Here is a 23201-nt window from a genome sequence, read left to right as displayed (position 1 = left end):
TCAGCCGACCCCCGCCGGCATCGCCTCCGGCGCCGGAAGCCGGGACGGCGCCCACACGTCGTCCGCGGACAGCGTCTCGACGCGGTACTTGCCCAGCGCGCTGACCAGCATCCGCATCTCGAGAGCCATGCACTCCACGAGCCGGGTGAGGCCCGCCTCCCGGTCCTCGTCCACGGCCAGCAGCGCCGCGCGTCCCAGGCCGACCGCCCGCGCGCCCAGCGCCAGGCACTTCACCGCGCGGGTCCCTTCCCACATGCGCCCCGACACCAGCAGGCAGCCCTCCGGGGCCCCGACGCGGCGCAGGCACTCCGACAACGGCAGCCCGACACCGGACAGGAACGCGCGCGGCGCCCAGCCGCTGCCGCCCTCCGCCCCGTCGACCGTGACCGCGTCGGCACCGGCCGCCCACGCGGTGCGGGCCGCGTGGGCGACGTCCCGGCCCGGCGGGAGCTTCACCCAGACGCGGGCCCGCGGATAGTTGTTCCGCATCAGCCGGATCTGCTGGCGCAGCACCTCCTCGGTGAAGGTACCGGGGCTGGCGCAGCGCAGCAGTCTCCCGGTCGCCGCGTCGAAGACTGGCTCGACGACGAACTGCTCCGCGAGCCGCGCGGCCTGCGAGCCGTCGACGACGGTCAGTCCGCCCAGGCCCGGCTTGGCGCCCTGGCCCACCTTCAGCTCCAGCGCGAGCCGCCCGCTGTCCAGCAGCGGCCGGGCGGACGGATCGCTGTACACCAGGTTCCACACCTCGGCGTCGGCGTCCTCCGTGCTCTGCTGGACGACCACACCGCCCACCCCGTCCGGCACGGTGTCCGCATAGGAACGCACCCGTCCCAGCAGCCCGGACGTGACGTCACCGGAGAGCCGGCCCGAACCGTTGACCGGCGCCACGTTCTCCCCGATCACCATGGGAACGCCCAGGGCCCCTGCCTGCGCCCCGACGGCCTGTCCCAGACCGCTCCCGGCGACCTGCGTCGAGCCGAAGGCCGACACGTACAGCGGCAGCGAGGAGGTGAACCCGCCGACCGTCGCCCGCAGGTCCACATCGCTGTGCAGAGGCTCGCGCGCCAGCTCGATCAGCTTCTCCAGCCGCTCGGGCACGAAGACCGGCGGCACCAGCCGGGCGGCGTCCAGCGGGTCGCCCTCCTGGACCGCGCCCGCACCGAACAGCGCGTGCCCGTAGTCCTCCACGTCGGGGAAGGCCGCCGCCCGGCCGTGGCGCGCCCGGGCCCGGACCGCGTCGGAGGGGAAACCGTCCGCTCGCAGGCCGCTCACGGGGACACCACCCCCGGGGTCTTCGGATAGGCACTCGCCTGCCACACCGAGTGCAGACCGGCCACGTACCGGGTCAGCCGTTCCAGGCCGATGCCGAACCCGGCACTCGCGGGAATCCCCTCACGGACCATCTTCAGGTACCAGGCGTACTTGGCGGGGTTCTCACCGGTCTCTCGCATGCGAGCAATGATCGTGTGATATTCGTGCTCCCGCTCGCCGCCACTGCACAACTCGCCGTACCCCTCGGCCGCCAGCAGGTCGAAGTTGCGCAGAGTCCCGGGCGTGTCGCGGCTCTCCTTGTCATAGAACCCGCGTGACCCCTTGGGGTAGTCGGTGACGAAGAAGGGGACGTCCGACCCCTTCGACAGCAGCGCCTCCCCGACCCAGTCGATCTCCGCGTCCGGACTCTGCGCGTGGCCGAGGTCGTGCAGGCCGGCCACGGCCGAGGCATGGGTGCGGTGGCCGAAGGGCGTTCCGGACAGCAGACCGGCGAAGGCGCCCGTGTCCCGCTCCAGCGCCGAGAGTTCGTCCGGGGCCCGCTCCACGACACGGCGTACGGCGTGCCGGACGATGTTCTCCGCCACCGCCATGGCGTCCTCGCGCGAGGCCCCGGCGATCTCCACGTCGATCTGGTGGAACTCCGCGAGGTGCCGGCCGGTGGAGCTGGTCTCCAGCGGCTCCAGACGGACGTTCGGCGCGATGCAGAAGATCCGGTCGAAGGCCGTCAGGGACGCCTGCTTGTACAGGATCGCGCTGGTCATCAGCTTGTAGCGGTGGCCGTAGTAGTCCACGTCGACCTGCTTGGCGCCCCGGGCCCCGGGGTCGGTGACCGGTCCGATCACCGGGGGAAGCAGCTCGGTGAACCCCTGCTCGGACAGGTACTCACGCACCGCCGCGAGCATCGTGTGCTGCACGCGCAGCACGGCCCGGGTGGTGGGCGACGTCAGGTGTTCCCGCGGGTCGGTGGGCGGGAGAGGGGTTTCCAGAAGAGTGTCCATGGCGTGCGATCTCCTTCGTAGGTGTGTCGCGTGTCCGGCGCCGCTCAGCGGCTGTTGCATCGCCGCTGAGAGGCCGTCATCGTTCGTTCGAGGGCCGCGTCGTCGAAGGCGCGTTCCACATAGGTCAGGGAACGCAGCAGGTGCTCCGCGGTGGTGTCCTCGTCCTTGCCGCGGACGGCGGCGCCGAGCGGCATGGCCCCGGTCTGCGACCAGCACAGCCGCCCCGTGGCGTCCACATGGGCGCGGGTCCGGCCGACGTTGTCCGGGTGCAGGCAGTACGGGATGTCGAGGTAGCCGCGCTCGACCGCACGGACCAGGGCGGTGCCCAGGTCGGCGTCGAGATCCAGGACGGCTTCCACGAGCGCGCGCGCCTCGGCGAGGATCCCGGTGTCCGCTGCGTCCGGCCGCGCGGTGGCGGCAGGGGTGCGACCGGCCGCGGCGCTCGCCACCCGCAGCGCGGCGACGTTCTCCGCGATGTCGGGGATCCGGTGCGCCTCCACCACCGTCTTGACGATCAGCCGCTCCGTGCCGGTGCGCACGGCCAGCCGGGCCGCCTCCTCCAGCAGCGCCGTCGCGCCGCCCGGGGTGCGCGGGAAGACCCCCATGTAGCTGTAGAGCACGACGTGCCAGTCGATGTCCGCGAGGAGTTCGCCGGCCAGCGTGCGCAGCGCGCGGACCGCCTCCGCGTCCTGGTCCGGGTGCGTCTGCTGCGCATAGCTCAGCGACACGCTCCGCAGGCCGTGGCGGCGGAAGAACACTCCTTCCAGGATGCTGATCGCCACCAGCAGGCTCGGCGGGCACAGCTGCCCCAGCATGCAGCCGCCGAAGGACTCCAGGTGCGGCTCGCGGCCGTACGCGCGCTGCTCCGCGAGCACCCGGCACGACTCGGTCCACGCGCGCACGGCCTCCGCCACCGGGACACGGCTGTAGGGCAGGCAGTAGGAGAGCGGCCCGCCCTCGGTGGCGTGCAGCCCGCACGCGCCGAGCTTGGCGAAGATGTCCTGCGGCCGGGCCGAGCCGTGCCGCACCTGCACGGGGAAGGACGGGTCGTGCACACCGTCGAGCACCTCGCGGGTGACCCGCGGCGCGTATGCCACGATCGGGTACCCGTTGAGGTCGTCCCCGGCGGCGAGCGCCGCCCGCGCCGCCGCGTGGTCGCCGACCCGGGTGAAGCTGTCGAGGGTGATCGTGCCCGTCGCGCAGACCCCCGCCTGCCGTACGGCGCGCAGGCCGGCCCGCATGTCCGCGGGGTCCGCCATCCCCATCCGAGGCTGTACGACGAGCCGCCCGTCGGAGGCCGCCCGCGCGACGAACGCGCCGAAGGACGCCGGCGCGGGATGCCGGGGGCCGGTCACGACGGCACGCCCTGGAGCAGCCGCGCCAGGAACGCGCGGAAGGGCGCCATGCCGCCGCTGTCCTCGAAGACGCCGTCGAAGCCGGCCTCCGTCAGCGCCGTCACGTGGTCGGTGCCGCCCGGGCCGCTGATCCCCAGCTTTCCGCCGATGACGACGGCGACGTGGGCGAGTTCGTCGTGCGCGCGGATCTTCGCGATGATCCGTTTGCCCTCCTGGAAACCGTGACCGTTGACGCTGCTGATCACGATGAGGTCGGGCCGGTACCGGACACACTCGTCGATCAGTGAGGTGTCGGGGACACAGGCCCCCAGGTTGTGCACGTGGTGCCCCCACTCCTCCAGCATGAGCTGGAGGTGCACGAGGTTCCACGTGTGCGCGTCCGAGGCCAGACTCGTCACGACGGTACGTATGCCACCGTGGTGGTGGCTCTGGCGGTGTGTCTGTGGTGACTGCAAGGCCTTGCTCGTCTCTCTCGTCGAAGCGGTGATCTCTTGTCGGAGCGGTGATCTCTCGTCGGAGCCGTGAGGTGCCGCAGAGGGCGGACGGGCCGGGGCTCAGTGCCCGAGGCTGCGCTCCAGGAACGCCACGCCCCGGTCGACACCGACCAGGTGCCACCGCTGCCGGCCCATGTCCGTGAGGGCCTCGGCCCACCGGCCGTCTCCCGACTCCGGAGACAGGGAGGCGAGCAGCACGGTGGCGTACTCGTAGCCGGTCCCGTGCTCGGTCGGGGACGGCCGCGACCGCCGCGCCACGCGCTCGAAGGTGTGGCGCCGCTGCCCGTCGAGCCGCAGCGCGTCCGCGAGGAGCCGGACCGTGTCCCGGCGGGGCCGCTCGGCCCGGCCGTGCTCCAGGTCCCGGATGGCGCGCACGCTCGTCGCGGAAAGGTCCGCGAGTTCCTTCTGGGTCAGCCCTTCCGCCGCTCGGTAGTCCTGGAGCAGAGAGGCGAAGCCGAATGCGCTGCCACGCGTCTCTGTCTCCGCGCGCTGTCGGGTCGAAGGCGCGATGGACCCGTCCCTTCTCAACACGAACCCTCACTCCCTTTGCCTGCGGTTCCGAGGGAGCGACGGAAAAGAAGGCAACGGTAGATGTAACCGGAAATGGACAATGCGCGGGCTTTTCTCCCGCGGACCGCACGCGGGCCGCACGCCATGAACAAGTAATTGATTTCTGTTCACCGGCGCGATCCCCGCACTGTGGGGCCGGCAGGGACGCCGCCCCGCTGCGTGAGCAACGCTGGTGCATCGCGCGGCAGTTGGCTACCGCCCGCCGCCGTCCTGATCCGGCCGCTGCACAGACCGTCCACGCCCGTCGGGGACTTCGTCGAATCTGCTGACGAGATCCGGCCACCCCACCACGGAGCACCGCAGGACATCGGGGCAACGAAGGAAGACATCGAGGTCGACGGCGCGCACGACGACCGCGCGGGAGACCGCCTGGGCCTCGACGGCGGACGCCGCGCAGATGAAGAGGCCGAGGATCAGTGGACCCGCACCGAGGTGGACGCTGATGTGCTCGACGTGTTCACCGGGCCGGGCGCAGCAGCGCACCAGCGCGCGCAGCCGCTCGGGGTTCGAGGTGGCCGCCGCCGTCAGGCCCCGTATGTGAACCAAATACATACGGGGAGTGTGGGTGGGGCGCCATGCGGGCGCAAGGCGAACTCGGGGGGCGGACTGTGCCAAAGCCACAAGCGGCCGCGGCGCGATTTCGCTGCTCAACTGTGCGGATTACAGGCGCAGTTGTCGGGTACCGGAGGGGGCGGAGCAAAGACCGAGGAGGACGGCGAGAAGACCAGGGGGGCCACGTGTTGGACGCATTGGGTCTGGACGATACGTGCGTGCGGGTTTACCGGACGTTATTGGTGCGACCGCAAGTCGGCCTGACCGAGATCCGCAGACAGCTGGGCCTGTCCGACAGCGCCCTGCGCACGGCGCTGGACAGACTCAGCGAGCTGGCCCTGGTCCGCCCGTCCGTCGACGCGTCCCGCGTCTTTCACGCGGTCGATCCGGAGCTCGGCATCCAGGCCCTGATCACCAAGCAGCAGGAGCAACTGGCCGCGGAACAGCAGCGGATGGAGGAACTGCGCGTCGCCGCGGTGGCGTTCGCGGACCTCACCTCGGGCCGGCCGCGCCAGAGCGCGCACGACGTCGAACAGCTCGACGGCGCCGAGCAGATCCAGGACCACATCCGGGCGCTCATGCGCCGGGCCACGAGCGAGGTCATGACGTTCGTGCCGGGTGGTGCCCAGTGCGCCGCCGACATCGAGGCCGTCGAACCGCAGTACGCGCAGCTGCTCGAACGCGGCGTGCGGGTACGGGCGTTGTATCTGGCCAGCGCCGTCAACGACCCGCCCACCGCGGCCCACGCGATGCGGCTGGCCGACCGGGGCGCGGAGGTGCGGACCACACCGACGCTGCCGGTGAAGCTGACGATCATCGACCGGGAAGTCGTCATCCTGCCCACGGAGGGGACGGGCGAGGACGCGGGCGCGGGACCGACCGAGGGGGCGGCGACGGGAGAGACCGGCCGCCAGAGACCCCAGGCGCTCCTGATGACGGCCAGGGAGGTACGCGACGCGGTGTGCGCCCTCTTCGACAACTACTGGGCGACGGCCGCACTCTGGGGCGCCAACCCACGGGACAAGGACGGCAGTGATCTGACGGCTCAGGAGGCGGAGGTCCTGCGCATCCTGAGTCGCGGGATGACGGACGAGGCCGTCGCCAAACGACTCGGCATCTCCCCGCGCACAGCTCGCCGCATCGCGGCCGACCTGATGGAGAAACTGGGAGCTCGCAGCCGCTTCCAGGCCGGCGCCAGCGCGGTGGCGACAGGGTGGCTGACGGGGGAGGAGTGAGCCCCCAGGCATCCAGTCCCCCTGGCCCCCGCCGTGACGCGACGCCGCTCGCTACCAGAGAGGCACGTCGACTCCGTGCTCGTCCGCGGGTCGGCTCCCGCGGATCCGCCGATCGGCCTCAACGATGGCGACGTCGTTGATGCTCGCCTCGCGCCGCCGCATCAGACCGCGTTCGTCGAACTCCCACAGCTCGTTGCCGTAACTGCGCCACCATTGGCCGTCCGCGTCGTGCCACTCGTACTGGAAGCGGACGGCGATCCGGTCCTCGTGAAAAGCCCAGAGGTTCTTGCGCAGCGCGTACTCCCGTTCCCGCTCCCACTTCCGCGTGAGGAAGGCGACGATCTCGTCGCGGCCGCGCAGGTACGTGTCCCGGTTCCGCCACGTCGAGTCCGGCGTGTACGCCAGGGCCACGCGGTGGGGGTCGCGGGTGTTCCAGGCGTCCTCGGCCGCCTGGACCTTCTTCAGGGCCGTCTCCTGGGTGAAGGGCGGGTAGGGCGGACGGTCTTCCGGCACTGCGACCTCCTCGGTGGAGAACGTGCGTTCTCTGTCGGCGAGCATAAGGGGTGCGGGGCGGCAGCGGCCGTCGATCACCGGGACCACCCCCAGGCCAGGCCCGCACGCCTGCACCGAGCACCGGCTCCCGAGCACCGGCTCCCGAGCACCGGCTCCCGAGCACCGGCTCCCAAGGACCGGCCCCGGAGCACCCGCCCACGAGAACCGGCCCGCCACAAGGGCGGGCCGGAACACATCAGCCACGGGGGCGGGTTGCAACCTGTCAGCTGCGGCGGGCAGCCGCCTTGCGACGGGTCAGGAACACGGCACCGCCACCGACGACGAGCAGCGCCGCGGCGCCGCCCACCAGCGCACCGGTGTTGTTGCCCCCGCCGGTCTCGGCGAGATCGCCGTCACCGCCCTGCGCGTCGGCCGCGACGGCAGGCGAGGACGACGAGGACGACGAGGAGGACGAGGAGGACGAGCCGGCCGGCGTCGTGGGCACCGCGGTGGTCGCGTCGTCCGCGGGCGTGGACGGCGTCGCCGAAGGAGTGGACTCCGCGGCCGGGGTGGACGCGTCGCCGCTCGGCGTGGTGTCGACCGGCGGAGTGCCGGGCTCCTCCTCGTCGTCCTTGGGCGGGTTGGTGATGCAGTCCGTGCCGCCCTCGGACGGGCCGTTCCAGGAAGCGATCAGCGCGCTGCCGATCACCGGCTTGCCGGCCTCGGGGGCGGGGCCGTGGCCGTCGCCGTCCTTGCCGTCGAAGACGGTGGTGCCGCGGTACAGGTCGAGCTGGGCGAAGCAGACGGCGTCCGGAACCGCGATGGACAGCGTCGCCGTACCGCCGTCCTGCACCGACACGGACGCGTGGTCGACGAGCCGCTGCTTGCCGGAGCTGTTGAAGTCCGGGCCCTGCGCCAGGTACGAGGCGAGCGAGACGGTGCAGGCGCCGCCGTCCCCCTTGACCTGGAGCGTGAGCTTGCCGGCGGCGTCGGGCGCTATGTCCTTCAGCCCCGGACGCGCGGTCCACGACGAACCGTCCGCCGAGAACGTGCACTTGTCGGACGGGGCCGCGCTGCCGGGCCCCGTCTGCTGGGACTCGAAGGTGCTGTCGGTGTTCTTCCAGCCGTGGCCGCCGCCGTGGGCCGAGGCCACACCGGAAGAGGAGAGGGCCAGCAGCGCGGCGGATGCCGTGGTGCCGGCGAGACGGATGGCGAGGCGCCGTGTCATGGCGCATACCCCCCTTGGAGCAGGTGAAGGGCTCGTCGGCGAACGCGGCGCGCACCCCGATCCGGTCGCGGCACCCGGCCCCTCGGGGGCACCTGGTGCGACCTGGGGCGCACCGTGTTCCGCGACGGCGCACGGGTGAACGCGCGCAGCCGAAAGCACAGCCGGATGTCAGAGAGATGCACGCCGGGCCGGATCGAACCCGGGAACAGGGAGAAGCTTCAATCAGCCGCCCTCACCTGTCAATTCAGCAACTTGCGTCGCATCCGTGCAGGACCACGACGCGGGCCCCGGCTGCCGGCCTCCCCCCTCACCTGCTCGGCGAGCCGGCCCCCGCCCTGAGGGCCAGCCGCGCCACCACGAGGGCACCGCCCGCCGCCGCGCCGACCGCTCCCGCGGCCAGGAAGCCGTGGGAGGAGCGCCACGACAGCACAGACCAGCGCGACTGCGCCGAGAACAACGAGCCGGTGCTCAGCCAGGACCCGGTCGAGACCAGCGACAGGGCGGAGCCGATCGAGCCGGCGGACAGGGCGCTGCCGATCGAACCGATCGACAAGGCCGAGCCGACGGAACCCACGGACAGCACCGACCCCACCGAGCCGATCGACAGCACCGAGTCCTGTGACCACAAGGACAGCACCGAACCAGAGGAGGGGCGACGGACCGACCGTGCGGGCAGCTGTGTCATGGGGCCATTCTGCCCGGTGGACACCGCGCCGCGCCCGTTGCAGCGCCCGACACCTACCGGGCGCGCCCGACACCGTCCGGTACCGCCGCGCGACGCGGCGCGCCCCGTCGTACGACCCGGCCGGACCCGCGCGGCGAGCGGGTCAGTCGCTCTCCTTCGCCTGCTCGGCGTTGCGCCAGACGGTCACGTCGAGGGTCACGTACTTGCTCGGGTCGTTCGCGCCGGACTTGCCGCGGTAGGTGACCACCGCGACGTGCCCAGCATCGCTGCGGACGCAAATCTGCGAACCGGTCGAGAGCTGGTCGAGGTCGATCTGGTCGGTGTAACGGGTCTCCGTGCGGCAGGTCTGCAGGGAGCCCTTCTGCGCGTTGTTGAGGAGGACCAGCTTGCCGTTGTCGGTGCCGATCCGCTGGTCCCCGGTGACCGTGCCGTCGTAGTAGTAGTACAGATCGCCATTCATGTACATGGCCCCGGTGTCGCCGCCGTCGAGCGGCTTGGGCGGCGTGTCTCCCAGCATGAGGTAGTAGTCCTCGGTGAGATCGATGCCCTTGTACGTGGCCGGCTTCGGGTCGGGCCGCTGGCCGCCCTTGGCCGAACCGCCCGCCGCGCCCGAGCCCGACGAGCTGGATCCGGTCCGGCCGTCACCCTCGTCACCGTCCGGGAGCAGCGCGCCGATGACCGCCAGCGCGGCGAACGCACCGACCACGCACACGGCCACGATCCACCCCGTCCGCTTCTTGGGCGGAGGCGGCGCGCCCCACGGCCGGGGGCCGGGCATGCCCGGGTGCGGCTGCGCGTAGCCGCGGTTCCACTGCGGGTGCGGGGTCGGGTACCCCTGCCCGGGCTGCGGGTGCGGCGTCGGGTAACCCTGCCCCGGCGCGGGCGTCGCATACGGGGGGCGGGCCGCGAAGGGCTGGTGGTGCGCCGTGTTCGCGTACGGGGAAGGCGGCGGCGTGTGCGGGCTGAACGCGGTGGGCGCGTGCGGCGGAGCACCGACCACGGGTGCGGGGGTGGCCGCCGTGGTCGGCGGAGGCGTCGGCGCGGGCTCGGGCAGGCGCAGCCGCTCGGTGATGGAACAGGCGAAGGTCCGCGGAAGCCAGTCCTCGCCCTGGCGCAACGGGTCGGGAGACAACTCGTGGCACATCTCGATGACGTGGGTCAGGCTGGGCCGGTCGGCGGGATCACGACTGAGACAGTGGGCCACCAACGGACGCAGCACATCGGGGAGTTGGCTCAGATCCGGATCCTCGTGGACGATCCGGTAGAGGACCGCGTGCGAGGATCCCTCACCGAAGGCCGGTGCCCCGATGGCGGCGAACGCGGTGATCTGCCCGAGCGCGAACACGTCGGTGGCCGCGGTGACGGTGCCGGCCGCCGCCTGCTCCGGGGCCATGAAGTGAGGCGTGCCGACGGAGACACCGGTCCCGGTCAGCGAGGTCGCGTCCGCCGCGCGGGCGATACCGAAGTCGATGACGCGCGGACCGTCCCCGGCGAGCAGGACATTGGCGGGCTTGAGGTCGCGGTGCACGATCCCGGCGCCGTGGATCACCGTCAGGGCCTCGGCGACGCCGACCGTGAGCAGCAGCGCGCTGCGCAGCGGGAGCGCGCCGTGCTGGCCGACGGCGTGCGCGAGGGAGGGCCCCGGCACGTACGCGGTGGCCAGCCAGGGCTGCTTCCCCTTCGTGTCCCCGTCGATGACCGGGGCGGTGTACAGCCCCTGCACCCGCTGCGCGAGCGTGACCTCCTGCTCGAACCGGCGCCGGAACTCGGGGTCCTGGCTGAACTCCGGCCGGATCACCTTCACCGCGATGGGCCTGCCGCCCGGCGTGTAGGACAGGTACACCTTGCCCATTCCACCGGTGCCGAGGACGGCGGCCAGCCGGTACCCGCCCACCACCGGCGGATCATCGGACCCGAGCGGCTGGAACAGCTCCGCCGAAGGTGTCACCATGTCGCACTCATCCCTACTCAAGGGCAGCCACCGCCGCCCGATCCCCCGAAGACTCCGGAAAGATACCGAAGGTCGAACCGTCTCCGCCCACCGCGGCACAAGCAGGAGCATCTGAAGCGTGAAGAGCACCGATGAGTTCGCAGAGAACACGCACGAGGACGAAGACCTCATACCGGACGAGAGTCCGCTGAACGCGGAGGAGTCCGCGGAGTTCCAGGAAGTAGTACAGGACCTGCTGGGCCTGACGATCTCGCTGAAGATAGAGGCCGACGCGCCGATGCCTGGCGCAGCGGAGCAGCTGGCTCACCGCATCCGCGTCCACCTCGGGCATCCCGGCGCCCGGATCCAGGCGGAGAGTGACGGCCTGGACGCGGCGCTGAGCCGTCTTGGCGACCTACGGGACGATGACCTCGAAGGCGCGGTGAGCGGCGCCAAGACCGCGCTCGGTGGAACCTGGAGCGACGCTTCCGTCATGGAGACGTCTATGGGCCCGCTGCACTACGTGGTCCGAGAGCGGGACGAGGCCGGTGCGGCACGCGTCCATCTGTGGGCGGGAAGCGGCTGGGCGCTCGTCGAGCACATCGAGGCCGCCCAGTAGCGGGGGCCTCCCGGCGTCACCGTGTCGGCGCCGAGAACACGGGAACAGGTGTGGACAGCACGAACGGCGACCGGACAGGGATGTGAGATGAGCGAGCAAGGTGGACGCGACTGGACGCGCATGACACCTGACGACTTCGACCGGGACGCCGAGCTGCGCCCCGCCGGGACCGCTCCGGGGGCCGTCCCGGCCGTTCCCGACGAACTGGGCACGCAGCCGCTGTTCGGCGCCGCGGAACCCCTTCCGCCGCGCGACCGGCACGACCGCGCTACGACACAGCCCGTCGGCCAGGACGTCCTGTTCTAAGCGTCAGCCGCGTCCCCCCGCTCTCGCCACCCGCGATCGCCCCTCCCGAGTCACCGGCGTCGCCGCGTCCTTGCGGAACCAGCCGCGTTGCTTGTGGCTGTTTCGTGGTGTTTGGGAGAACCCGCGAGTCGCCACCGTTCGCTCGTGTTGCCATATGAGGCACGGTGCTCCGCGTTGGGGAGCGCCACGCAAAGGACCTACGGGGGATTCACATGCGCAAGAGGAGCAGGCTGGGTGCGGCGCTCGCGACCGTCGCGGTCGCCGTGGCCGTGGTGGGGACCGGCGCCCCGTCCGCCAGCGCGGCCGGTGGATGCTGGCAGAGCGGCGGACGCTGGTGGTGCAACAACGTGTCGGGGGCGCCCGTCTACGGCACGATGGGAGCGAGTACGCAGTACCCCGACCCCGATGTGATCGTCGGCTACATGCACTCCAACCCCAGTTGGTTCGAGTGCAAGATGGACGACCAGGCCTGGGTGGGCGGCCCGCACCCGAGGCGCTGGGAGTTCACGAAGGCGGACAACGGCCGGTGGGGCTGGATGAAGGACACCGCGATCTCCAGTGAGACGAACCCGCTGCCCAACTGCTGAGCCGCCGTCCGGCGTGTCCCGGTGTCCGCGGCCGGGCCCGACCGGTCGCGGACACCGGCTCTCACTTCAGCTCGCCTGACAGACGAGCGTCGGTGTGCCAGCGCCGCCCGGCGCCGCACCGAAGCCGAACGAGGTCGACGACCCGGGAGCGAGTGCGCCGTTGTGCGCGGCGTTGCGGGCGGTCACCGTCCGGCCCGTCTGGGTGGAGGTCGCGTTCCACATGCTGGTGACGGTCTGGTTTCCGGGCCAGTCCCACGTGACCTGCCAGGACTTGGTCGCCGCGGTCCCGGTGCCGGTGACCGTGACGTCGGCGTTGAAGCCGCTGCCCCAGTCGCTGCTCACCTTGTAAGTGGCCGTGCAGCCGGACGGACCGCCGCCCGAGGCGGAAGTGGTCGCGGTGACCGGTCCCGACGCCGCCGACACGTTCCCCGCGGCGTCGCGCGCCCGCACGGAGTACTCATAGCGGGTCGCCGCGGTGAGCCCGGTGTCGGTGAAGGCGGTGCCCGTCGCGGACCCCACCTTTCCGGTGCCGCGGAAGATGTCGTAGGCGGTGACCGCGGTGTTGTCGGTGGCGGCCGTCCAGGACAGCGAGACGCTCGTGGCGGTCGTGCCGGTGACCTTCAGCCCGGTGGGCGTCGAGGGCGCCGTGGTGTCGTCGCCGCCGCTCCCACCGCCGGCGAAACCGGGCGCCTTGATGGACGCGAGGTAGCCGTCCTTCACGGTGTCGACGCTCTGCCAGTCGTCCTTGAGGATGCCGCCGGTGTCGCCCGAGTTGGGGTTCCACGACCAGAAGGTCCAACTGAGACTGTCCGCACCGTAGGTCCCGGTGGGCCGGAGGTAGTCGACCAGAGCGGCCAGCCATTTCTGGTCGACGGGCGACTGCAAGGTGGTGCCGAACTCGCCCAGCCAGACGGGGGCGATGTTCTGCTTGAAGATGTAGCCCCAGTTCTTGTCCCAGATCCCGGGCATGTTCGCGGGGAACGACGGGTCGTTGAACCAGGGTTGCTGCGCGACGCTCGTGGCGTAGTCGTGGGCCGAGTAGACGAGCCGGTTGGCGACGGCCAGCCGCACGGGCGCCGCGGCCACACCGGAGAGGTTGCCGCCCCACCAGGTCGACTGGCCGTTCACCGTCTGCACGCCCTCGACGAAGATCAGGAGGTCGGGGTTGACGCCCAGCACGGCGTTGCCCGCCCGCTCGGCGGCGAGCCGCCAGTCGGTGCTCGTGTCCCCGCATCCCCAACACGCCGGATCGTGCGGCTCGTTGTGCAGGTCGATGCCGACCACGGCGGTGTTGCCCTTGTACCGGGTGGCGAGTGCCTTCAGATGGGTGATCCAGGTGGTCTCGGGCACCGAGGCGGTGTACCAGAGGGCCGACTGGCCCGACGAGTCGGGACGGTGGCGGTCCAGGACGATCTTGAGGCCGACGGAGCCCGCGTAGTTCACGATCTTGTCCATCACCTGCAGGGAGTCGAGTCCCGCCAGGTCGGAGTTGAGACCGTTCGCGTACGTGATCCCGGTGGGCTCGGTGCCCGCGAAGATGTCGTCGCTGTAGGGCAGCCGGACCGTGTTGTACCCGAGCGACTTCATCTGGTCGAGCATGGACTTGTAGTCGCGGGACCAGAGGCCGTGCGGGGCGTAGTTGGCGGTCTCGAACCCGAACCAGTTGATGCCTGCCATCCGAACCGGCTGGTCCTGCGCGTCCAGGAGACGACGACCGCTGGTGTGCCAGTACCCGGAACCGGCGGCCGCGAAGGCCTTCCCCGTGCCGGGAGCCGGAGATGCCTGCGCGGGCGCGGCGAGCAGGGGCGAGAAGGCGACGGCGAGAGCGGCGAAGAGGGCGAGCAGGGCGTTCCTGGAGCGGTGGTGGGGCGGGTGTCTCATGGGGGCCTCCTGGGTGGGCGGGAGCGACCTGACGGGCTCCAGCGGCTTGGGAGCGCTCCCATGGAAGCTACTAAGCGTGTACGCGTCAATACCTCTGGCGTCGATTGGCTCACCGGGCCGTGCCGCGGACCGTACGTCGATGCCCGGCCGGGGCGAAGGGCTCGCCAGCGGTGGGCCTTTCCTCCGCATTCGAGAACTATCGAGGTGTTGTCACGGTCCTGTGATGTTCCATACGGAATGCCGTGATGTGGGTCTCCTAGCTTCATGAGTACGCGGTCCACACGACGCGTTCGAACTCAGCCAACCCGAACGATTCGTTCGACTCATGGAAAGGGGCCGGCGCATGCAGACCTCTCGCATTCTCCGTACGTCTGTGGCGTCCGCGGTTCTCGGACTCGGTGCCGTGACCGCCGTCGCCGCCACCGCCGAAGCCGCTCCGCCGCCCGCCGCCGTCGCGACCACGGCCCAGCACGGCACGGGGGCGGGCCGCACCCAGACGCTGCCGCTCAGCGACCACAGCACGGCACATGTCACCAAGCTCTCCGACGGCACCTGGCAGGCCTGGATCACGCACAAGGGTGTGCGGATCGCCGCCCTCGACGCCGCGCACAAGACGCAGCGCGTCCACGGGTACACGTACGTCCTCAACCAGGCGAACGGCTTCGTCGGCGTGGTGCACCCCGGCGGCTGGCACAGCGAGCAGAACGTGCCGCAGCACCAGGGCAAGCACCACACCGACCAGAAGACAGGCAAGACCCACGACGTGCGCCTCGCGGACGGCGACATCGCTCACGTCACCAAGCTGCCCCACGGCACCTATCAGGCGTGGATCACCCGGCACGGCGTGCGCGTCGCCGCCCTCGACGCCGCTCACAGCACGGCGCACGCCCACGGCCACCACTACACGCTCAATGCCCACACCGGGGCCGTCCACGTGCGCTGAGCTGCCGAGCCCGCTGTTCGCGCCACACCCTCGCCCGCTCTGACCCGCCCGCGGACACCCGGGGGTGGGGGCGGAGCGGGTGACCGTGACAGCGGATCGGCGGCGGTGCCGCGAGGAGGGTGTCCCGCACCGGTTCCGTGCGGGGCGCCTCGGCGGCTTCCGGTGCCGCCGGCCGTCCTGTCGCGCCGCGCCGCGGTTCAGCGGGGCCGGTCGGCGGCGATCACCGCCTGGATCAGGCCGGGGAACCGGCCGTCCAGCTCCGCCTTGCGCAGGCGCATGTACAAGCCGTTCCCGGCGTCGCGCTGGTACACCAGACCCGCCTCGCGCAGCACCCGCCAGTGACGGGTGCGGCTGGACTTGCTCACCGGCAGGTCGAAGGAGGCGCACAGCCGCTCCTCCTCCGGCCGTTCGGCCAGTTCGGCCACGACCCGGCGCCGGTTCGCGTCGGCCAGGGCCAAAAGGATGGGCTCCACCTCCAACTCCTCGACGCGGGGGTGCGCCAACTCGTTCGCCGTCATCGCTCCGCCTCTCGACAAGGTACGCCTGGTTGCGTACCTTCCCTGTGAAGGTACGCAACCAGGCGTACCTTACTGCTGCTGGGGGAGTCATGTCCGCACCCGCGTCGCCGCGTCGCCGAGTCCTGTCGCGCCTGTACACGTCACTGCGCAAGCTTCTGCTCATCGAGCATGCGCCCTTCATGATCCTCTGACCATCCTCTGGCCGTCCTCTGAACCGACGGCAGGGACGGACCGGACGCCGCGCGCCGGGTCCACCCCGCTGTCCGGACGGCCCCGATGTCCCGGTGCCGCTCCTGCGCGGCTCGCGCCACCCGAAGGGGCGCGCGGCGAAGGCCGTTCTGCCGGTGGTCAGTTGGCGGCTGGTGGTGAGACGGTGTCACCGCGTCACCGCCGGTTCCTGGGGCCTCCCGGCTTCCGCGGCGGGGGCGCGGGACACAGGGGAGGGAATGCGATGTTCCGCATGCTCGGTAACCCTTCGACGCGCGGCGTCAGACGCGGCCGCCGTCTCGGCTTGCTGGCGAGCCTGGCGCTGGCCGCCACCGCCATGACCGGACTGCCCACCACCGACACCGCCGTTGCGGCGACCGGAGGGCCCGTGCTGTACGTCGTCAACAGCGGCGCGGACAGCGTCTCGTCGGTCGACAGCAGCAACAACACCACGACGGCCAGCATCAAGGTCGGCGCGCAGCCCTACGGGGTGGCCTTCACCGCGGACGGCAGCCGCGCGTACGTCACGAACACGCCGGACGGCACGGTCTCCGTGATCGACACGGCCACCTCCGAGGTGACCGACACCATCACCGTCGGAAAGCTTCCCTACGCGGTGGCCGTCGCCCCGGACGACGCCACCATCTACGTATCCCGCCTGGGCGCGGCGGTCGTCTCCGTGATCAACGCCGCCACGAACACCGTCACGGACACCGTCCCCGTGGGCCAGCGGCCCGTCGGCCTGGCCGTGAACCCGGCGGGCTCACAGGTCTACGTCACCGACGACAGCGACGGCAACGCCCTGCGCGTCATCGACACCGCGACCCACGCCGTCTCCGCCATCCCGCTGCCCGCACACGCCTACGGAGTGGCCTTCGACCCTTCAGGCACCCGGGCCTACGTCGCCCTCGTCAACGGAGGCTCCGTCGCGGTGGTCGACACCGCTTCCGCCGCGGTGACGTCGCTCATCCCGGTCGGCGTCGCCCCGCATGCCGTGGCCTTCTCCCCGGACGGCACCCTCGCCTATGTCACCAACCGCGACAGCAACTCCGTGTCGGTGATCAGCACAGCCACCGACACCGTCACCGCCACGCTCCCTGTCGGCGGCGGGCCGGAGGCCGTGGCCTTCGATCCGACCGGCGCCAAGGCCTATGTCGCCAACGCCTACGGCGACACTCTGACGCTGATCGACACCGCCACGAGTGTCGTCGGAGCCACCGTGCCGGTCGGTCCCCATCCGACCGGACTCGCCTTCGCCCCCACGCCCGCGGCCGACCTCGACGTGGCCCTGAAGGCCACAGCGGTGCCCGGCCTGCTGAACGGCCGCATCGACTACACCGTCACCCTCACCAACCGCGGCCCCTCCGCCGTCAAGTCCGCCACCGTCACCGCCACGCTCCCCGCGCCGATGACCGCCACCAGCAGCTCCTGCACCCCCACCAGCGGCCATGTGACCTGCACCGTCGGAACCCTCGCGGCCGGCGCCCGCACGAGCCGCTCCTTCAGCGTCCCGGTCGGCACACTCACGCTGGGACTGCCCTACACCGTCACCGCGGCGCGCACGGCCGGCAATCCGGTCGACCCGCGGCCGGCCAACGACTCGGCCACGCGCACCTGCACGGTCCTGACGTCACTGATCATCACCTGCGGCTGAGCGCAGACCCGCTCCACATCGAGGGACGCGCGTGGACCCGTACCGGTCGGGCCGGACGAACAGCCCGGCCGGGCTGTTCGTCCCGCCCGCTGCCCGGCTCACGAGGAGAGCATGGACCGGCGGGCGCGGCGCCGGCGCCGCGCGGCCCGCTCGCCCGCGGCCACCGCCTCCTTTTCGGTGGCACCTCGCGCGAGAGCCTTGTCGTGGGCCTTCGTGCGCGACTCGTCCATCTTCCGGGCGGTCCGCTCGTGCATGCGGGAGAAGAGACCCATGGCGCTTCCTTCCTGATGCCGCACTGCTCCTGATCGTTCTTCGTCGCCACCGCGAGGCGCCCTGTCCCGGGCTCCCGAGGCTCTACGCAATCACCGCAAGCAGCGACATATTCATCATGGGGGAGCGCCGCACTCCCGGCATCAACCGATCGGCTCGATTCGTCCTCCTGCCGGTTGATGCTCACCTAGTGCTTCAGGCGCTTCCCTCCCACCGCGTGACCTGCGCCTTTCTGGCGCAATTGTGAGGAGCATGTTCCGTGGGGGGTAGAGGCGCGATCCGGGCGTTGAACCGGCGACCGCCGTCAGGGCACCACCGCGGGCGGGCCGCGCGTACCGCATCATGGACGCATGACGCAGGCGAACGGTGCGGTGGACGGCAGGGTCGCGCGAGGGAACGAGACGCGGCGGCTCGTGCTGCGCAGGACCGTCGACATCGCCTCCGTGGAAGGGCTCGACGCCCTGTCCCTCGGGCGGATCGCCACCGAGCTGAAGCTCAGCAAGAGCGGGGTCTTCGCCCTGTTCGGCTCCAAAGAGGAGCTGCAACTGGCGACGGTCCGGGCGGCGGCCCTCGTCTACCAGGAGAAGGTGGTGCGCCCCGCGCTCGATGTGCCGCCCGGCACGGAACGCCTGTGGCGGCTCTGCGAGAGCTGGCTGACGTACTCGCGCGAGCGGGTCTTTCCCGGTGGCTGCTTCTTCTACGGCGCCCTCGCCGAGTACGACGCACGGGAGGGCGCGGTGCACGACGCCTTGGTGCGGGCCCAGCGGAGTTGGGTGGAGCTCGTCGAGCGATGTGCCGAAGAGGCGCGCGGCCTGGGCGAGTTGGACGCGCGGTGCGATGTCCCGCAGCTGGCCTTTGAGCTGATCGCGCTGCTGGAGCTGGCGAACGCGCAGTCGGTGCTGCTCGGGGGCGTCGAGGGGTACCAGCGCGCCCGGGCAGGAATCGCGGCGCGGCTCCACGGGCTCGTGACACGCCCCGAACTGGCGCCACGCGCTGGATGATGCGTCCGGGCAGCCGGGGTTCTGCTGACCTTCCGGTCCCGTTTCCGAAAGTATCAGCACGATCGTTCGTTTAGTTTTATGATCGGGGCATGACGACGACCATCCTGCGCGCGCCCTGGACACCGGGGCCGGACCTCCCTCGCGAGAGCGGAACCGGCCCGGTATGGATCAGCCTGACGGAGTTCACCGCGGACCATCACGTGCGGGCGCTCGGCGTCGCGGTCAACGGCCTGCGCCTGCGCCGCCGTTGGCCCGCGACCACCGGCTCCGTGGGCATGTGGCTGTGGGCCGAACCGGCACGCCGCCGCTCGGGCTCCCTCTCCGTCTGGTCCGGATCGCGCCCGCTCCTCGACTTCGTCCGCCGTCCGGACCACGTCCGCATCGTGCGGGCGTACCGCGATCACGGCACGATGCGCGCCACGGTGTGGCGGGCCGACCGGTTCGACGCCGCGGTCGTGTGGAGCACCGCCCGCGCCCTCCTCATCGGTACGACCCCTTGGCCCGCGTCCGCCCCTCCCGTTGCCAGGAGCGAGGAGCCCTGAGGGTGGACCGCTGATGGTCCCCGGGGACATGGTGCGGCCCCGAAGTGCGCCTCGAGCGGGAGGCGTTGTCCAGCAGGTCAGCTCACCACGTGAAGATTCCCTTCGCCAACGTCGTCACCCCGCCCCCCAGCGCCAGCGCGAGCACCAGCGTCCGGGTCCGGCGTTCCGGAGTAAGGTCGGCCGGGACGCGGCCGATCGCCACCCCGGCCGCCATGGCGACGGCGACGCCCGCCCACTGGGAGCCCTGCAAGGGCGGAGCCCCGTTCGCCGCCACCGAGAACCCTGGCACCTGAGCACGGCCCAGATCGGCCTCTTCGGGGTCGCCGGGCTGGGCGCCTCCCGGGCCGGGCGAGGTGCCGACGCCGGCCGCGCGGGTGTCATCACCGGCCGCGCGGGTGTCATCACCGGCGGTGGACTCGCGCTCCTGGCCGCCTCATGGTTGGCGACGGGTCAGGCGTCCTGGTCGCTTCCACGCGTCAGGACATGTTCGCGTGAGACGTGCGCGTACGTGCCTGTAGGAATGCGGGTCGCCGGCCGGACGCCGGCCGTGGACGCCAGGCGCCACGAGAGCCGGGGCGGTCCGAGCCACCGGCAGGCACCGGTCGCAGCCCCGCCCCTTGGTCTATACCAGCGACTCGCGTCCCGGTATCCTCAGCCGCGCCAGTGGTACGGCCTTCCCCCACCCGGGCTGCGTACTGGCGTGCGCCACGCGGGACGTCGCGTCCCGAGCAGCCGGGTGCCCCCGCTCGCCGCCTCCAGGAGGATCACGGTGAAAGTACGCACGAGAAGCTCGGCCATGATCGCCACCGTCTGTCTGTTCGCCTCCCTCGCCCTGACCACCGCAGCCGCGGACGAACCCGCCGCCCGGCGCCAGGTGCCGGAGGTCGTCCTCACGAACGTGGCCACGGCGCAGAACCCGACCGCGGGCGCCGCCGGCCCCGGTGGAACGGTCTGGATCGCCGAACGGGCCGGAACCGTGCGGGTGTTGGGTGACGGGGGGCTCGGCGCGCCCGTGCTCGACATCTCCGCCGAGACGACCGTCGACGGTGAACGCGGCCTGCTGGGCATCGCGTTCGACAAGAAGTTCGCGCACTTCTACATCTCGTACACCGACCTCGAAGGCACCAGCACCATCGACGAGTTCGCCGTGCGGCACGGAAAGCTCCAGCCGAAGACACGACGCACCGTCCTCACGCAGACGCAGCCCTACAACAACCACAACGGCGGCGACATCAAGTTCGGCCCCGACGGCTATCTGTACATCGCCCTCGGCGACGGCGGCGCCGGAGGCGACCCGCACGCCAACGGCCAGAATCTCGGCACGCTGCTGGGCAAACTGCTGCGCATCGACCCGCACCACGGCACCCCGTACGCCATCCCGGCCGACAACCCCTTCGCGCACGACCCGAACGCGAGAGGCGAGATCTGGGTGTACGGCCTGCGCAACCCGTGGCGGTTCTCCTTCGACTCCCACACCGGTGACCTCTACATCGGCGACGTGGGCCAGAGCGACTGGGAAGAGGTCGACCGGGCCCCGGCGAGCAGCAACGGCGGGGAGAACTACGGCTGGTCCCAGATGGAGGGCACCCACCCCTTCCGAGGCGGCACGGAACCGGCGAACCACACGCCCCCGATCCACGAGTACGACCGCACGGGCCTCGGGTGCGCGGTGACCGGCGGCTTCGTCTACCGCGGCGACGCCATCCCGGCCCTCAGGGGCCAGTACCTCTTCAGTGACTCCTGCGACGGCACCGTGCGGTCCCTGAAGCTGAGGAAGGGCAAGGTGACCGAGGTGGGCGATCTCGGTGTCAGCGGCGGCGAGGTCACCTCGTTCGTGCAGGACCGCGAGGGTGAGCTGTACGTGCTCGGTCTGGGCGGAGGCGTCGGCCGCCTCGACCCGGCGTAGCCCGACGGACGATGTCGTCCTCGGCGTTCGGACCGTCGGGGGCGGCAGCCGCCCACCAGGCTCCGCCCGGCGGTCGTCCGCCCACCAGCCGTCCGCCCGGCAGGAACTCCGATAGCAGCGCGGGCTCAGCCCGGTGATCGGGGCTGTCCGAGACGGCTCCGACGCCGTGATCACAGCCGTCACACCGTGATCCCCCAACCCGTGGCTGACGGTGTTCAGCGTCGGCCGCGCAGGAGCGATCCGAGCGCCAGGCCGGCGCTCAGGCCGATCAGGGCGCCGACCGACGTCCGCCATGCGGGCGTTGCTCCGGCGACCGGCACGTCAGGTGGGCGGGGTGCGGCGGCCGAGGGCGTCGGTGGTCCGGCAGCGACAGCGCGAGCGTGCTCCTCGCTCACGATGGTCAGGAAGCGACGACCGACACGGTTTCCGGACGAGCCGGCGGTCCACGAGATCCGGGCCCTGGTCCAGTAGTGCCGCCCGGCCTCGCCGGTGAACATCCCGGCCAGCATGTCCCGTAGGAGAGGCTCGCGAATGGTCCCGATCTCGAAGCCCATCCACGCGTAGTTCATCATGAGATCGGCATAGACATGCCGCTTGCGCTCATCGGGATCAGCAATGTCCGTGGCGCCCCAGACAGGCTGATAGAGCGCCATGTCATCAAGTTCCAGGCGTGCCAGCTCAAGGTAATAGCCGCGAATTCCCTGGACCTGCTCCGCCCTGGCCTGACGGTTCTGGACGATCAGTGAAGCAGCGACGCCGGCCAACGCGAGCGCCGAGACGACCGCCGACGTGAAGCCGTACGCCGCACCGACCTGGCCCAGCCTGTTCCAGTCCACCCCCTTGGAGCTGGCGATGTCCTCCAGCACGAAAGGAGACAACAGCAGCCCCGCCAGCACAGCCGCCGCAACGGCAATCAGCCCCAGAGCTCTGCCCACGCGGCGAGCCACTGATTCCGCAGCCGCAGACCGATGACGAGCTATCAGGTGAATCACCCCCAGGCGAGCCTGCCCCAGTGACTAGGCCGAGCCAGAGCGAAGCCTACGTGCAGCGGTCGCGCTCGACATCGTCCCCCTGCACAGGAGCACGGTCTCCCACCGGAAGACCACCGCCGCGTCCTGACGGACGTCCCGGTCCAGCACGACAAGTGACCGGCAGGATGATGGGCTGGGAGCCCGTCGGCCAGTCATCCTTCGCGAGGTTCCACGCCGAGGCACGGAAACTCGATGACGCGCCCGCCCACCGTCGGGCACACCCCCCAAGCCACGTCCCCGCTCCCCCCGCTCAGATGGCGATCGACTGCTGAAGCCACCGGCTGACCCGATACGGCACCCACCACGCGTACGGGCCGACGTCCAGGACGAGTTGCTCGGAGCGGAAGTCGGCCAGGGCGGTCTGATCGACGGTGTCGGCGAGGGCACCGTAGTCGAGCAGACCGACCGCGGTGTCGTACTCGGGCTCATCGGCGGTGAAGCGGCGCAGTTCGCCCCAGCGGCGGTCCCGGATCTGCAGGAATCCGGGGCCCTTCCGCCACAGGCACTTGCACAGGTAGTGCCCCCGTCGCCACGAGCGCAGCGACTCCTCCGCCTCGGCGGGGCCGAACAGCGCGGCGGGCGGCTGGAGGTGGCTGAGGCGGCGCCAGGTCTCGCCGTCCTGCGGGTCGAGGCGCAGCTCCCACTCGACCATGACGGCTCGCGCGGTCAGGTCCCGGACCAGGGAGAGCCCGTGGACGGCCGCGGCCGGGTCCGCACCAGCGCTCAGATCGACCGGCGCGGACAGCCGTACGCGGCGCGCGCCCAGCTCCCACAACCGTGCGGCCTGACCGCGCGCGGGCCCGGGCAGGGGAACCTCGCCCAGGGACATGCCGGGCAGCTCGCACGCGGCGGGATCGTAGTCGCGCCAGGCGAGGACCGTCGGCGCGGTGAGAGTGGCGGTCATCGTGCTCCTTCGAAGCGAGGC

Annotated in this window: 25 protein-coding genes; 9 read left to right on the top strand and 16 right to left on the bottom strand. The window is 71.4% G+C overall.

Annotated elements, in window-relative coordinates; translation table 11 throughout:
- The 6 genes from ACIBW6_RS30810 to ACIBW6_RS30785 all read right to left on the bottom strand — a co-directional run bounded on the left by ACIBW6_RS30810 (nucleotide 1) and on the right by ACIBW6_RS30785 (nucleotide 5241).
- Entirely contained in the window at nucleotides 1-1272 is a 1272-nt protein-coding gene (locus tag ACIBW6_RS30810; protein ID WP_399065376.1) for a glutamate synthase-related protein, read from the bottom strand.
- A complete protein-coding gene (locus tag ACIBW6_RS30805) occupies nucleotides 1269-2270 on the bottom strand; it encodes an asparagine synthetase A (protein WP_399065374.1) in 1002 nt (333 codons plus the stop codon). Before ACIBW6_RS30805 ends, ACIBW6_RS30810 begins: the two co-directional genes overlap by 4 nt.
- A 44-nt stretch (nucleotides 2271-2314) precedes the next feature.
- Nucleotides 2315-3625 carry a methylaspartate mutase gene (locus tag ACIBW6_RS30800; protein ID WP_399065372.1) on the bottom strand — a complete coding sequence of 437 codons (1311 nt, stop codon included), beginning with the start codon at nucleotides 3623-3625 and terminating at the stop codon, nucleotides 2315-2317.
- Nucleotides 3622-4023 (bottom strand): cobalamin B12-binding domain-containing protein, encoded by a 402-nt coding sequence (locus ACIBW6_RS30795; protein WP_399065370.1) that lies wholly within the window; start codon nucleotides 4021-4023, stop codon nucleotides 3622-3624. Before ACIBW6_RS30795 ends, ACIBW6_RS30800 begins: the two co-directional genes overlap by 4 nt.
- Before the next feature lie 156 nt (nucleotides 4024-4179).
- Nucleotides 4180-4650: a multiprotein-bridging factor 1 family protein gene (locus ACIBW6_RS30790; protein WP_399065368.1), complete on the bottom strand. Its 471-nt coding sequence runs from the start codon at nucleotides 4648-4650 to the stop codon at nucleotides 4180-4182.
- 231 nt (nucleotides 4651-4881) lie between these two features.
- Entirely contained in the window at nucleotides 4882-5241 is a 360-nt protein-coding gene (locus tag ACIBW6_RS30785) for a hypothetical protein (RefSeq protein ID WP_399065366.1), read from the bottom strand.
- Between the two features lie 242 nt (nucleotides 5242-5483).
- Here ACIBW6_RS30785 and ACIBW6_RS30780 point away from each other — a divergent pair, with 242 nt between their 5' ends.
- On the top strand, nucleotides 5484-6476 hold the full coding sequence (locus ACIBW6_RS30780) for a LuxR C-terminal-related transcriptional regulator (protein ID WP_399065364.1): 993 nt from the start codon (nucleotides 5484-5486) through the stop codon (nucleotides 6474-6476).
- Nucleotides 6477-6527: 51 nt separating this feature from the next.
- Here ACIBW6_RS30780 and ACIBW6_RS30775 read toward each other — a convergent pair whose 3' ends face one another.
- The 4 genes from ACIBW6_RS30775 to ACIBW6_RS30760 form a co-directional block, all read right to left on the bottom strand.
- Entirely contained in the window at nucleotides 6528-7034 is a 507-nt protein-coding gene (locus ACIBW6_RS30775) for a nuclear transport factor 2 family protein (protein ID WP_399065361.1), read from the bottom strand.
- Between the two features lie 217 nt (nucleotides 7035-7251).
- Nucleotides 7252-8196, bottom strand: coding sequence for an LAETG motif-containing sortase-dependent surface protein (locus tag ACIBW6_RS30770; protein ID WP_399065360.1), 945 nt, complete (start codon nucleotides 8194-8196; stop codon nucleotides 7252-7254).
- Between the two features lie 307 nt (nucleotides 8197-8503).
- Entirely contained in the window at nucleotides 8504-8881 is a 378-nt protein-coding gene (locus ACIBW6_RS30765; protein WP_399065358.1) for a hypothetical protein, read from the bottom strand.
- Nucleotides 8882-9023: 142 nt separating this feature from the next.
- Nucleotides 9024-10832 carry a serine/threonine protein kinase gene (locus ACIBW6_RS30760; protein WP_399065356.1) on the bottom strand — a complete coding sequence of 603 codons (1809 nt, stop codon included), beginning with the start codon at nucleotides 10830-10832 and terminating at the stop codon, nucleotides 9024-9026.
- A 118-nt stretch (nucleotides 10833-10950) separates the two neighbouring features.
- Between ACIBW6_RS30760 and ACIBW6_RS30755 the strand changes: the two genes are divergently transcribed.
- The 3 genes from ACIBW6_RS30755 (at nucleotide 10951) to ACIBW6_RS30745 (ending at nucleotide 12323) form a co-directional block, all read left to right on the top strand.
- Complete coding sequence (locus ACIBW6_RS30755) at nucleotides 10951-11430, top strand: hypothetical protein (protein ID WP_399065355.1); 480 nt, start codon at nucleotides 10951-10953, stop codon at nucleotides 11428-11430.
- A gap of 87 nt (nucleotides 11431-11517) precedes the next feature.
- Nucleotides 11518-11736, top strand: a complete 219-nt coding sequence (locus tag ACIBW6_RS30750) for a hypothetical protein (RefSeq protein WP_399065352.1) — start codon at nucleotides 11518-11520, stop codon at nucleotides 11734-11736.
- A 212-nt stretch (nucleotides 11737-11948) separates the two neighbouring features.
- A complete protein-coding gene (locus tag ACIBW6_RS30745) occupies nucleotides 11949-12323 on the top strand; it encodes a hypothetical protein (RefSeq protein ID WP_399065350.1) in 375 nt (124 codons plus the stop codon).
- Between the two features lie 66 nt (nucleotides 12324-12389).
- On the opposite strand, the gene ACIBW6_RS30740 is transcribed toward ACIBW6_RS30745, so the two are convergent.
- Nucleotides 12390-14204 (bottom strand): cellulase family glycosylhydrolase, encoded by a 1815-nt coding sequence (locus tag ACIBW6_RS30740; protein ID WP_399065348.1) that lies wholly within the window; start codon nucleotides 14202-14204, stop codon nucleotides 12390-12392.
- 343 nt (nucleotides 14205-14547) lie between these two features.
- Here ACIBW6_RS30740 and ACIBW6_RS30735 point away from each other — a divergent pair, with 343 nt between their 5' ends.
- Nucleotides 14548-15147, top strand: coding sequence for a hypothetical protein (locus ACIBW6_RS30735; RefSeq protein WP_399065346.1), 600 nt, complete (start codon nucleotides 14548-14550; stop codon nucleotides 15145-15147).
- Between the two features lie 197 nt (nucleotides 15148-15344).
- Here ACIBW6_RS30735 and ACIBW6_RS30730 read toward each other — a convergent pair whose 3' ends face one another.
- Nucleotides 15345-15665 (bottom strand): ArsR/SmtB family transcription factor, encoded by a 321-nt coding sequence (locus tag ACIBW6_RS30730; RefSeq protein ID WP_399065344.1) that lies wholly within the window; start codon nucleotides 15663-15665, stop codon nucleotides 15345-15347.
- 460 nt (nucleotides 15666-16125) lie between these two features.
- Here ACIBW6_RS30730 and ACIBW6_RS30725 point away from each other — a divergent pair, with 460 nt between their 5' ends.
- Nucleotides 16126-17526: a beta-propeller fold lactonase family protein gene (locus ACIBW6_RS30725; protein ID WP_399065342.1), complete on the top strand. Its 1401-nt coding sequence runs from the start codon at nucleotides 16126-16128 to the stop codon at nucleotides 17524-17526.
- Between the two features lie 98 nt (nucleotides 17527-17624).
- Here the strand turns inward: ACIBW6_RS30725 and ACIBW6_RS30720 are convergent, their stop codons facing one another.
- Nucleotides 17625-17798 (bottom strand): hypothetical protein, encoded by a 174-nt coding sequence (locus tag ACIBW6_RS30720; RefSeq protein ID WP_399065340.1) that lies wholly within the window; start codon nucleotides 17796-17798, stop codon nucleotides 17625-17627.
- A 348-nt stretch (nucleotides 17799-18146) separates the two neighbouring features.
- Here ACIBW6_RS30720 and ACIBW6_RS30715 point away from each other — a divergent pair, with 348 nt between their 5' ends.
- Both ACIBW6_RS30715 and ACIBW6_RS30710 read left to right on the top strand, forming a co-directional pair.
- A complete protein-coding gene (locus ACIBW6_RS30715; RefSeq protein ID WP_399065338.1) occupies nucleotides 18147-18797 on the top strand; it encodes a TetR/AcrR family transcriptional regulator in 651 nt (216 codons plus the stop codon).
- Nucleotides 18798-18886: 89 nt separating this feature from the next.
- Nucleotides 18887-19339 carry a hypothetical protein gene (locus tag ACIBW6_RS30710; RefSeq protein WP_399065336.1) on the top strand — a complete coding sequence of 151 codons (453 nt, stop codon included), beginning with the start codon at nucleotides 18887-18889 and terminating at the stop codon, nucleotides 19337-19339.
- Between the two features lie 82 nt (nucleotides 19340-19421).
- Here ACIBW6_RS30710 and ACIBW6_RS30705 read toward each other — a convergent pair whose 3' ends face one another.
- Nucleotides 19422-19589, bottom strand: a complete 168-nt coding sequence (locus tag ACIBW6_RS30705; RefSeq protein WP_399065334.1) for a hypothetical protein — start codon at nucleotides 19587-19589, stop codon at nucleotides 19422-19424.
- Between the two features lie 519 nt (nucleotides 19590-20108).
- Between ACIBW6_RS30705 and ACIBW6_RS30700 the strand changes: the two genes are divergently transcribed.
- A complete protein-coding gene (locus tag ACIBW6_RS30700; protein ID WP_399065331.1) occupies nucleotides 20109-21245 on the top strand; it encodes a PQQ-dependent sugar dehydrogenase in 1137 nt (378 codons plus the stop codon).
- A 215-nt stretch (nucleotides 21246-21460) separates the two neighbouring features.
- On the opposite strand, the gene ACIBW6_RS30695 is transcribed toward ACIBW6_RS30700, so the two are convergent.
- Both ACIBW6_RS30695 and ACIBW6_RS30690 read right to left on the bottom strand, forming a co-directional pair.
- Nucleotides 21461-22180 carry a DUF6082 family protein gene (locus tag ACIBW6_RS30695; RefSeq protein WP_399065329.1) on the bottom strand — a complete coding sequence of 240 codons (720 nt, stop codon included), beginning with the start codon at nucleotides 22178-22180 and terminating at the stop codon, nucleotides 21461-21463.
- A gap of 346 nt (nucleotides 22181-22526) precedes the next feature.
- Nucleotides 22527-23180, bottom strand: a complete 654-nt coding sequence (locus tag ACIBW6_RS30690; RefSeq protein ID WP_399065327.1) for a DUF5825 family protein — start codon at nucleotides 23178-23180, stop codon at nucleotides 22527-22529.
- Nucleotides 23181-23201: the final 21 nt, after the last annotated feature.

This window comes from Streptomyces sp. NPDC049813, from assembly GCF_044465085.1.
In the GTDB taxonomy this organism is placed as follows: domain Bacteria; phylum Actinomycetota; class Actinomycetes; order Streptomycetales; family Streptomycetaceae; genus Streptomyces.
Note: the sequence above shows the minus strand (reverse complement) of the source record. Positions and strands in the feature narration are given on the sequence as shown.

Bases quoted from the DNA above. Each gene is read 5' to 3' on its own strand.
- ACIBW6_RS30805 (WP_399065374.1), bottom strand. From the start codon at position 2,270: ATGGACACTCTTCTGGAAACCCCTCTCCCGCCCACCGACCCGCGGGAA.
- ACIBW6_RS30785 (WP_399065366.1), bottom strand. From the start codon at position 5,241: ATGTATTTGGTTCACATACGGGGCCTGACGGCGGCGGCCACCTCGAAC.
- ACIBW6_RS30775 (WP_399065361.1), bottom strand. From the start codon at position 7,034: ATGCTCGCCGACAGAGAACGCACGTTCTCCACCGAGGAGGTCGCAGTG.
- ACIBW6_RS30770 (WP_399065360.1), bottom strand. From the start codon at position 8,196: ATGACACGGCGCCTCGCCATCCGTCTCGCCGGCACCACGGCATCCGCC.
- ACIBW6_RS30765 (WP_399065358.1), bottom strand. From the start codon at position 8,881: ATGACACAGCTGCCCGCACGGTCGGTCCGTCGCCCCTCCTCTGGTTCG.
- ACIBW6_RS30760 (WP_399065356.1), bottom strand. From the start codon at position 10,832: ATGGTGACACCTTCGGCGGAGCTGTTCCAGCCGCTCGGGTCCGATGAT.
- ACIBW6_RS30750 (WP_399065352.1), top strand. From the start codon at position 11,518: ATGAGCGAGCAAGGTGGACGCGACTGGACGCGCATGACACCTGACGAC.
- ACIBW6_RS30745 (WP_399065350.1), top strand. From the start codon at position 11,949: ATGCGCAAGAGGAGCAGGCTGGGTGCGGCGCTCGCGACCGTCGCGGTC.
- ACIBW6_RS30740 (WP_399065348.1), bottom strand. From the start codon at position 14,204: ATGAGACACCCGCCCCACCACCGCTCCAGGAACGCCCTGCTCGCCCTC.
- ACIBW6_RS30735 (WP_399065346.1), top strand. From the start codon at position 14,548: ATGCAGACCTCTCGCATTCTCCGTACGTCTGTGGCGTCCGCGGTTCTC.
- ACIBW6_RS30730 (WP_399065344.1), bottom strand. From the start codon at position 15,665: ATGACGGCGAACGAGTTGGCGCACCCCCGCGTCGAGGAGTTGGAGGTG.
- ACIBW6_RS30725 (WP_399065342.1), top strand. From the start codon at position 16,126: ATGCTCGGTAACCCTTCGACGCGCGGCGTCAGACGCGGCCGCCGTCTC.
- ACIBW6_RS30720 (WP_399065340.1), bottom strand. From the start codon at position 17,798: ATGGGTCTCTTCTCCCGCATGCACGAGCGGACCGCCCGGAAGATGGAC.
- ACIBW6_RS30715 (WP_399065338.1), top strand. From the start codon at position 18,147: ATGACGCAGGCGAACGGTGCGGTGGACGGCAGGGTCGCGCGAGGGAAC.
- ACIBW6_RS30710 (WP_399065336.1), top strand. From the start codon at position 18,887: ATGACGACGACCATCCTGCGCGCGCCCTGGACACCGGGGCCGGACCTC.
- ACIBW6_RS30690 (WP_399065327.1), bottom strand. From the start codon at position 23,180: ATGACCGCCACTCTCACCGCGCCGACGGTCCTCGCCTGGCGCGACTAC.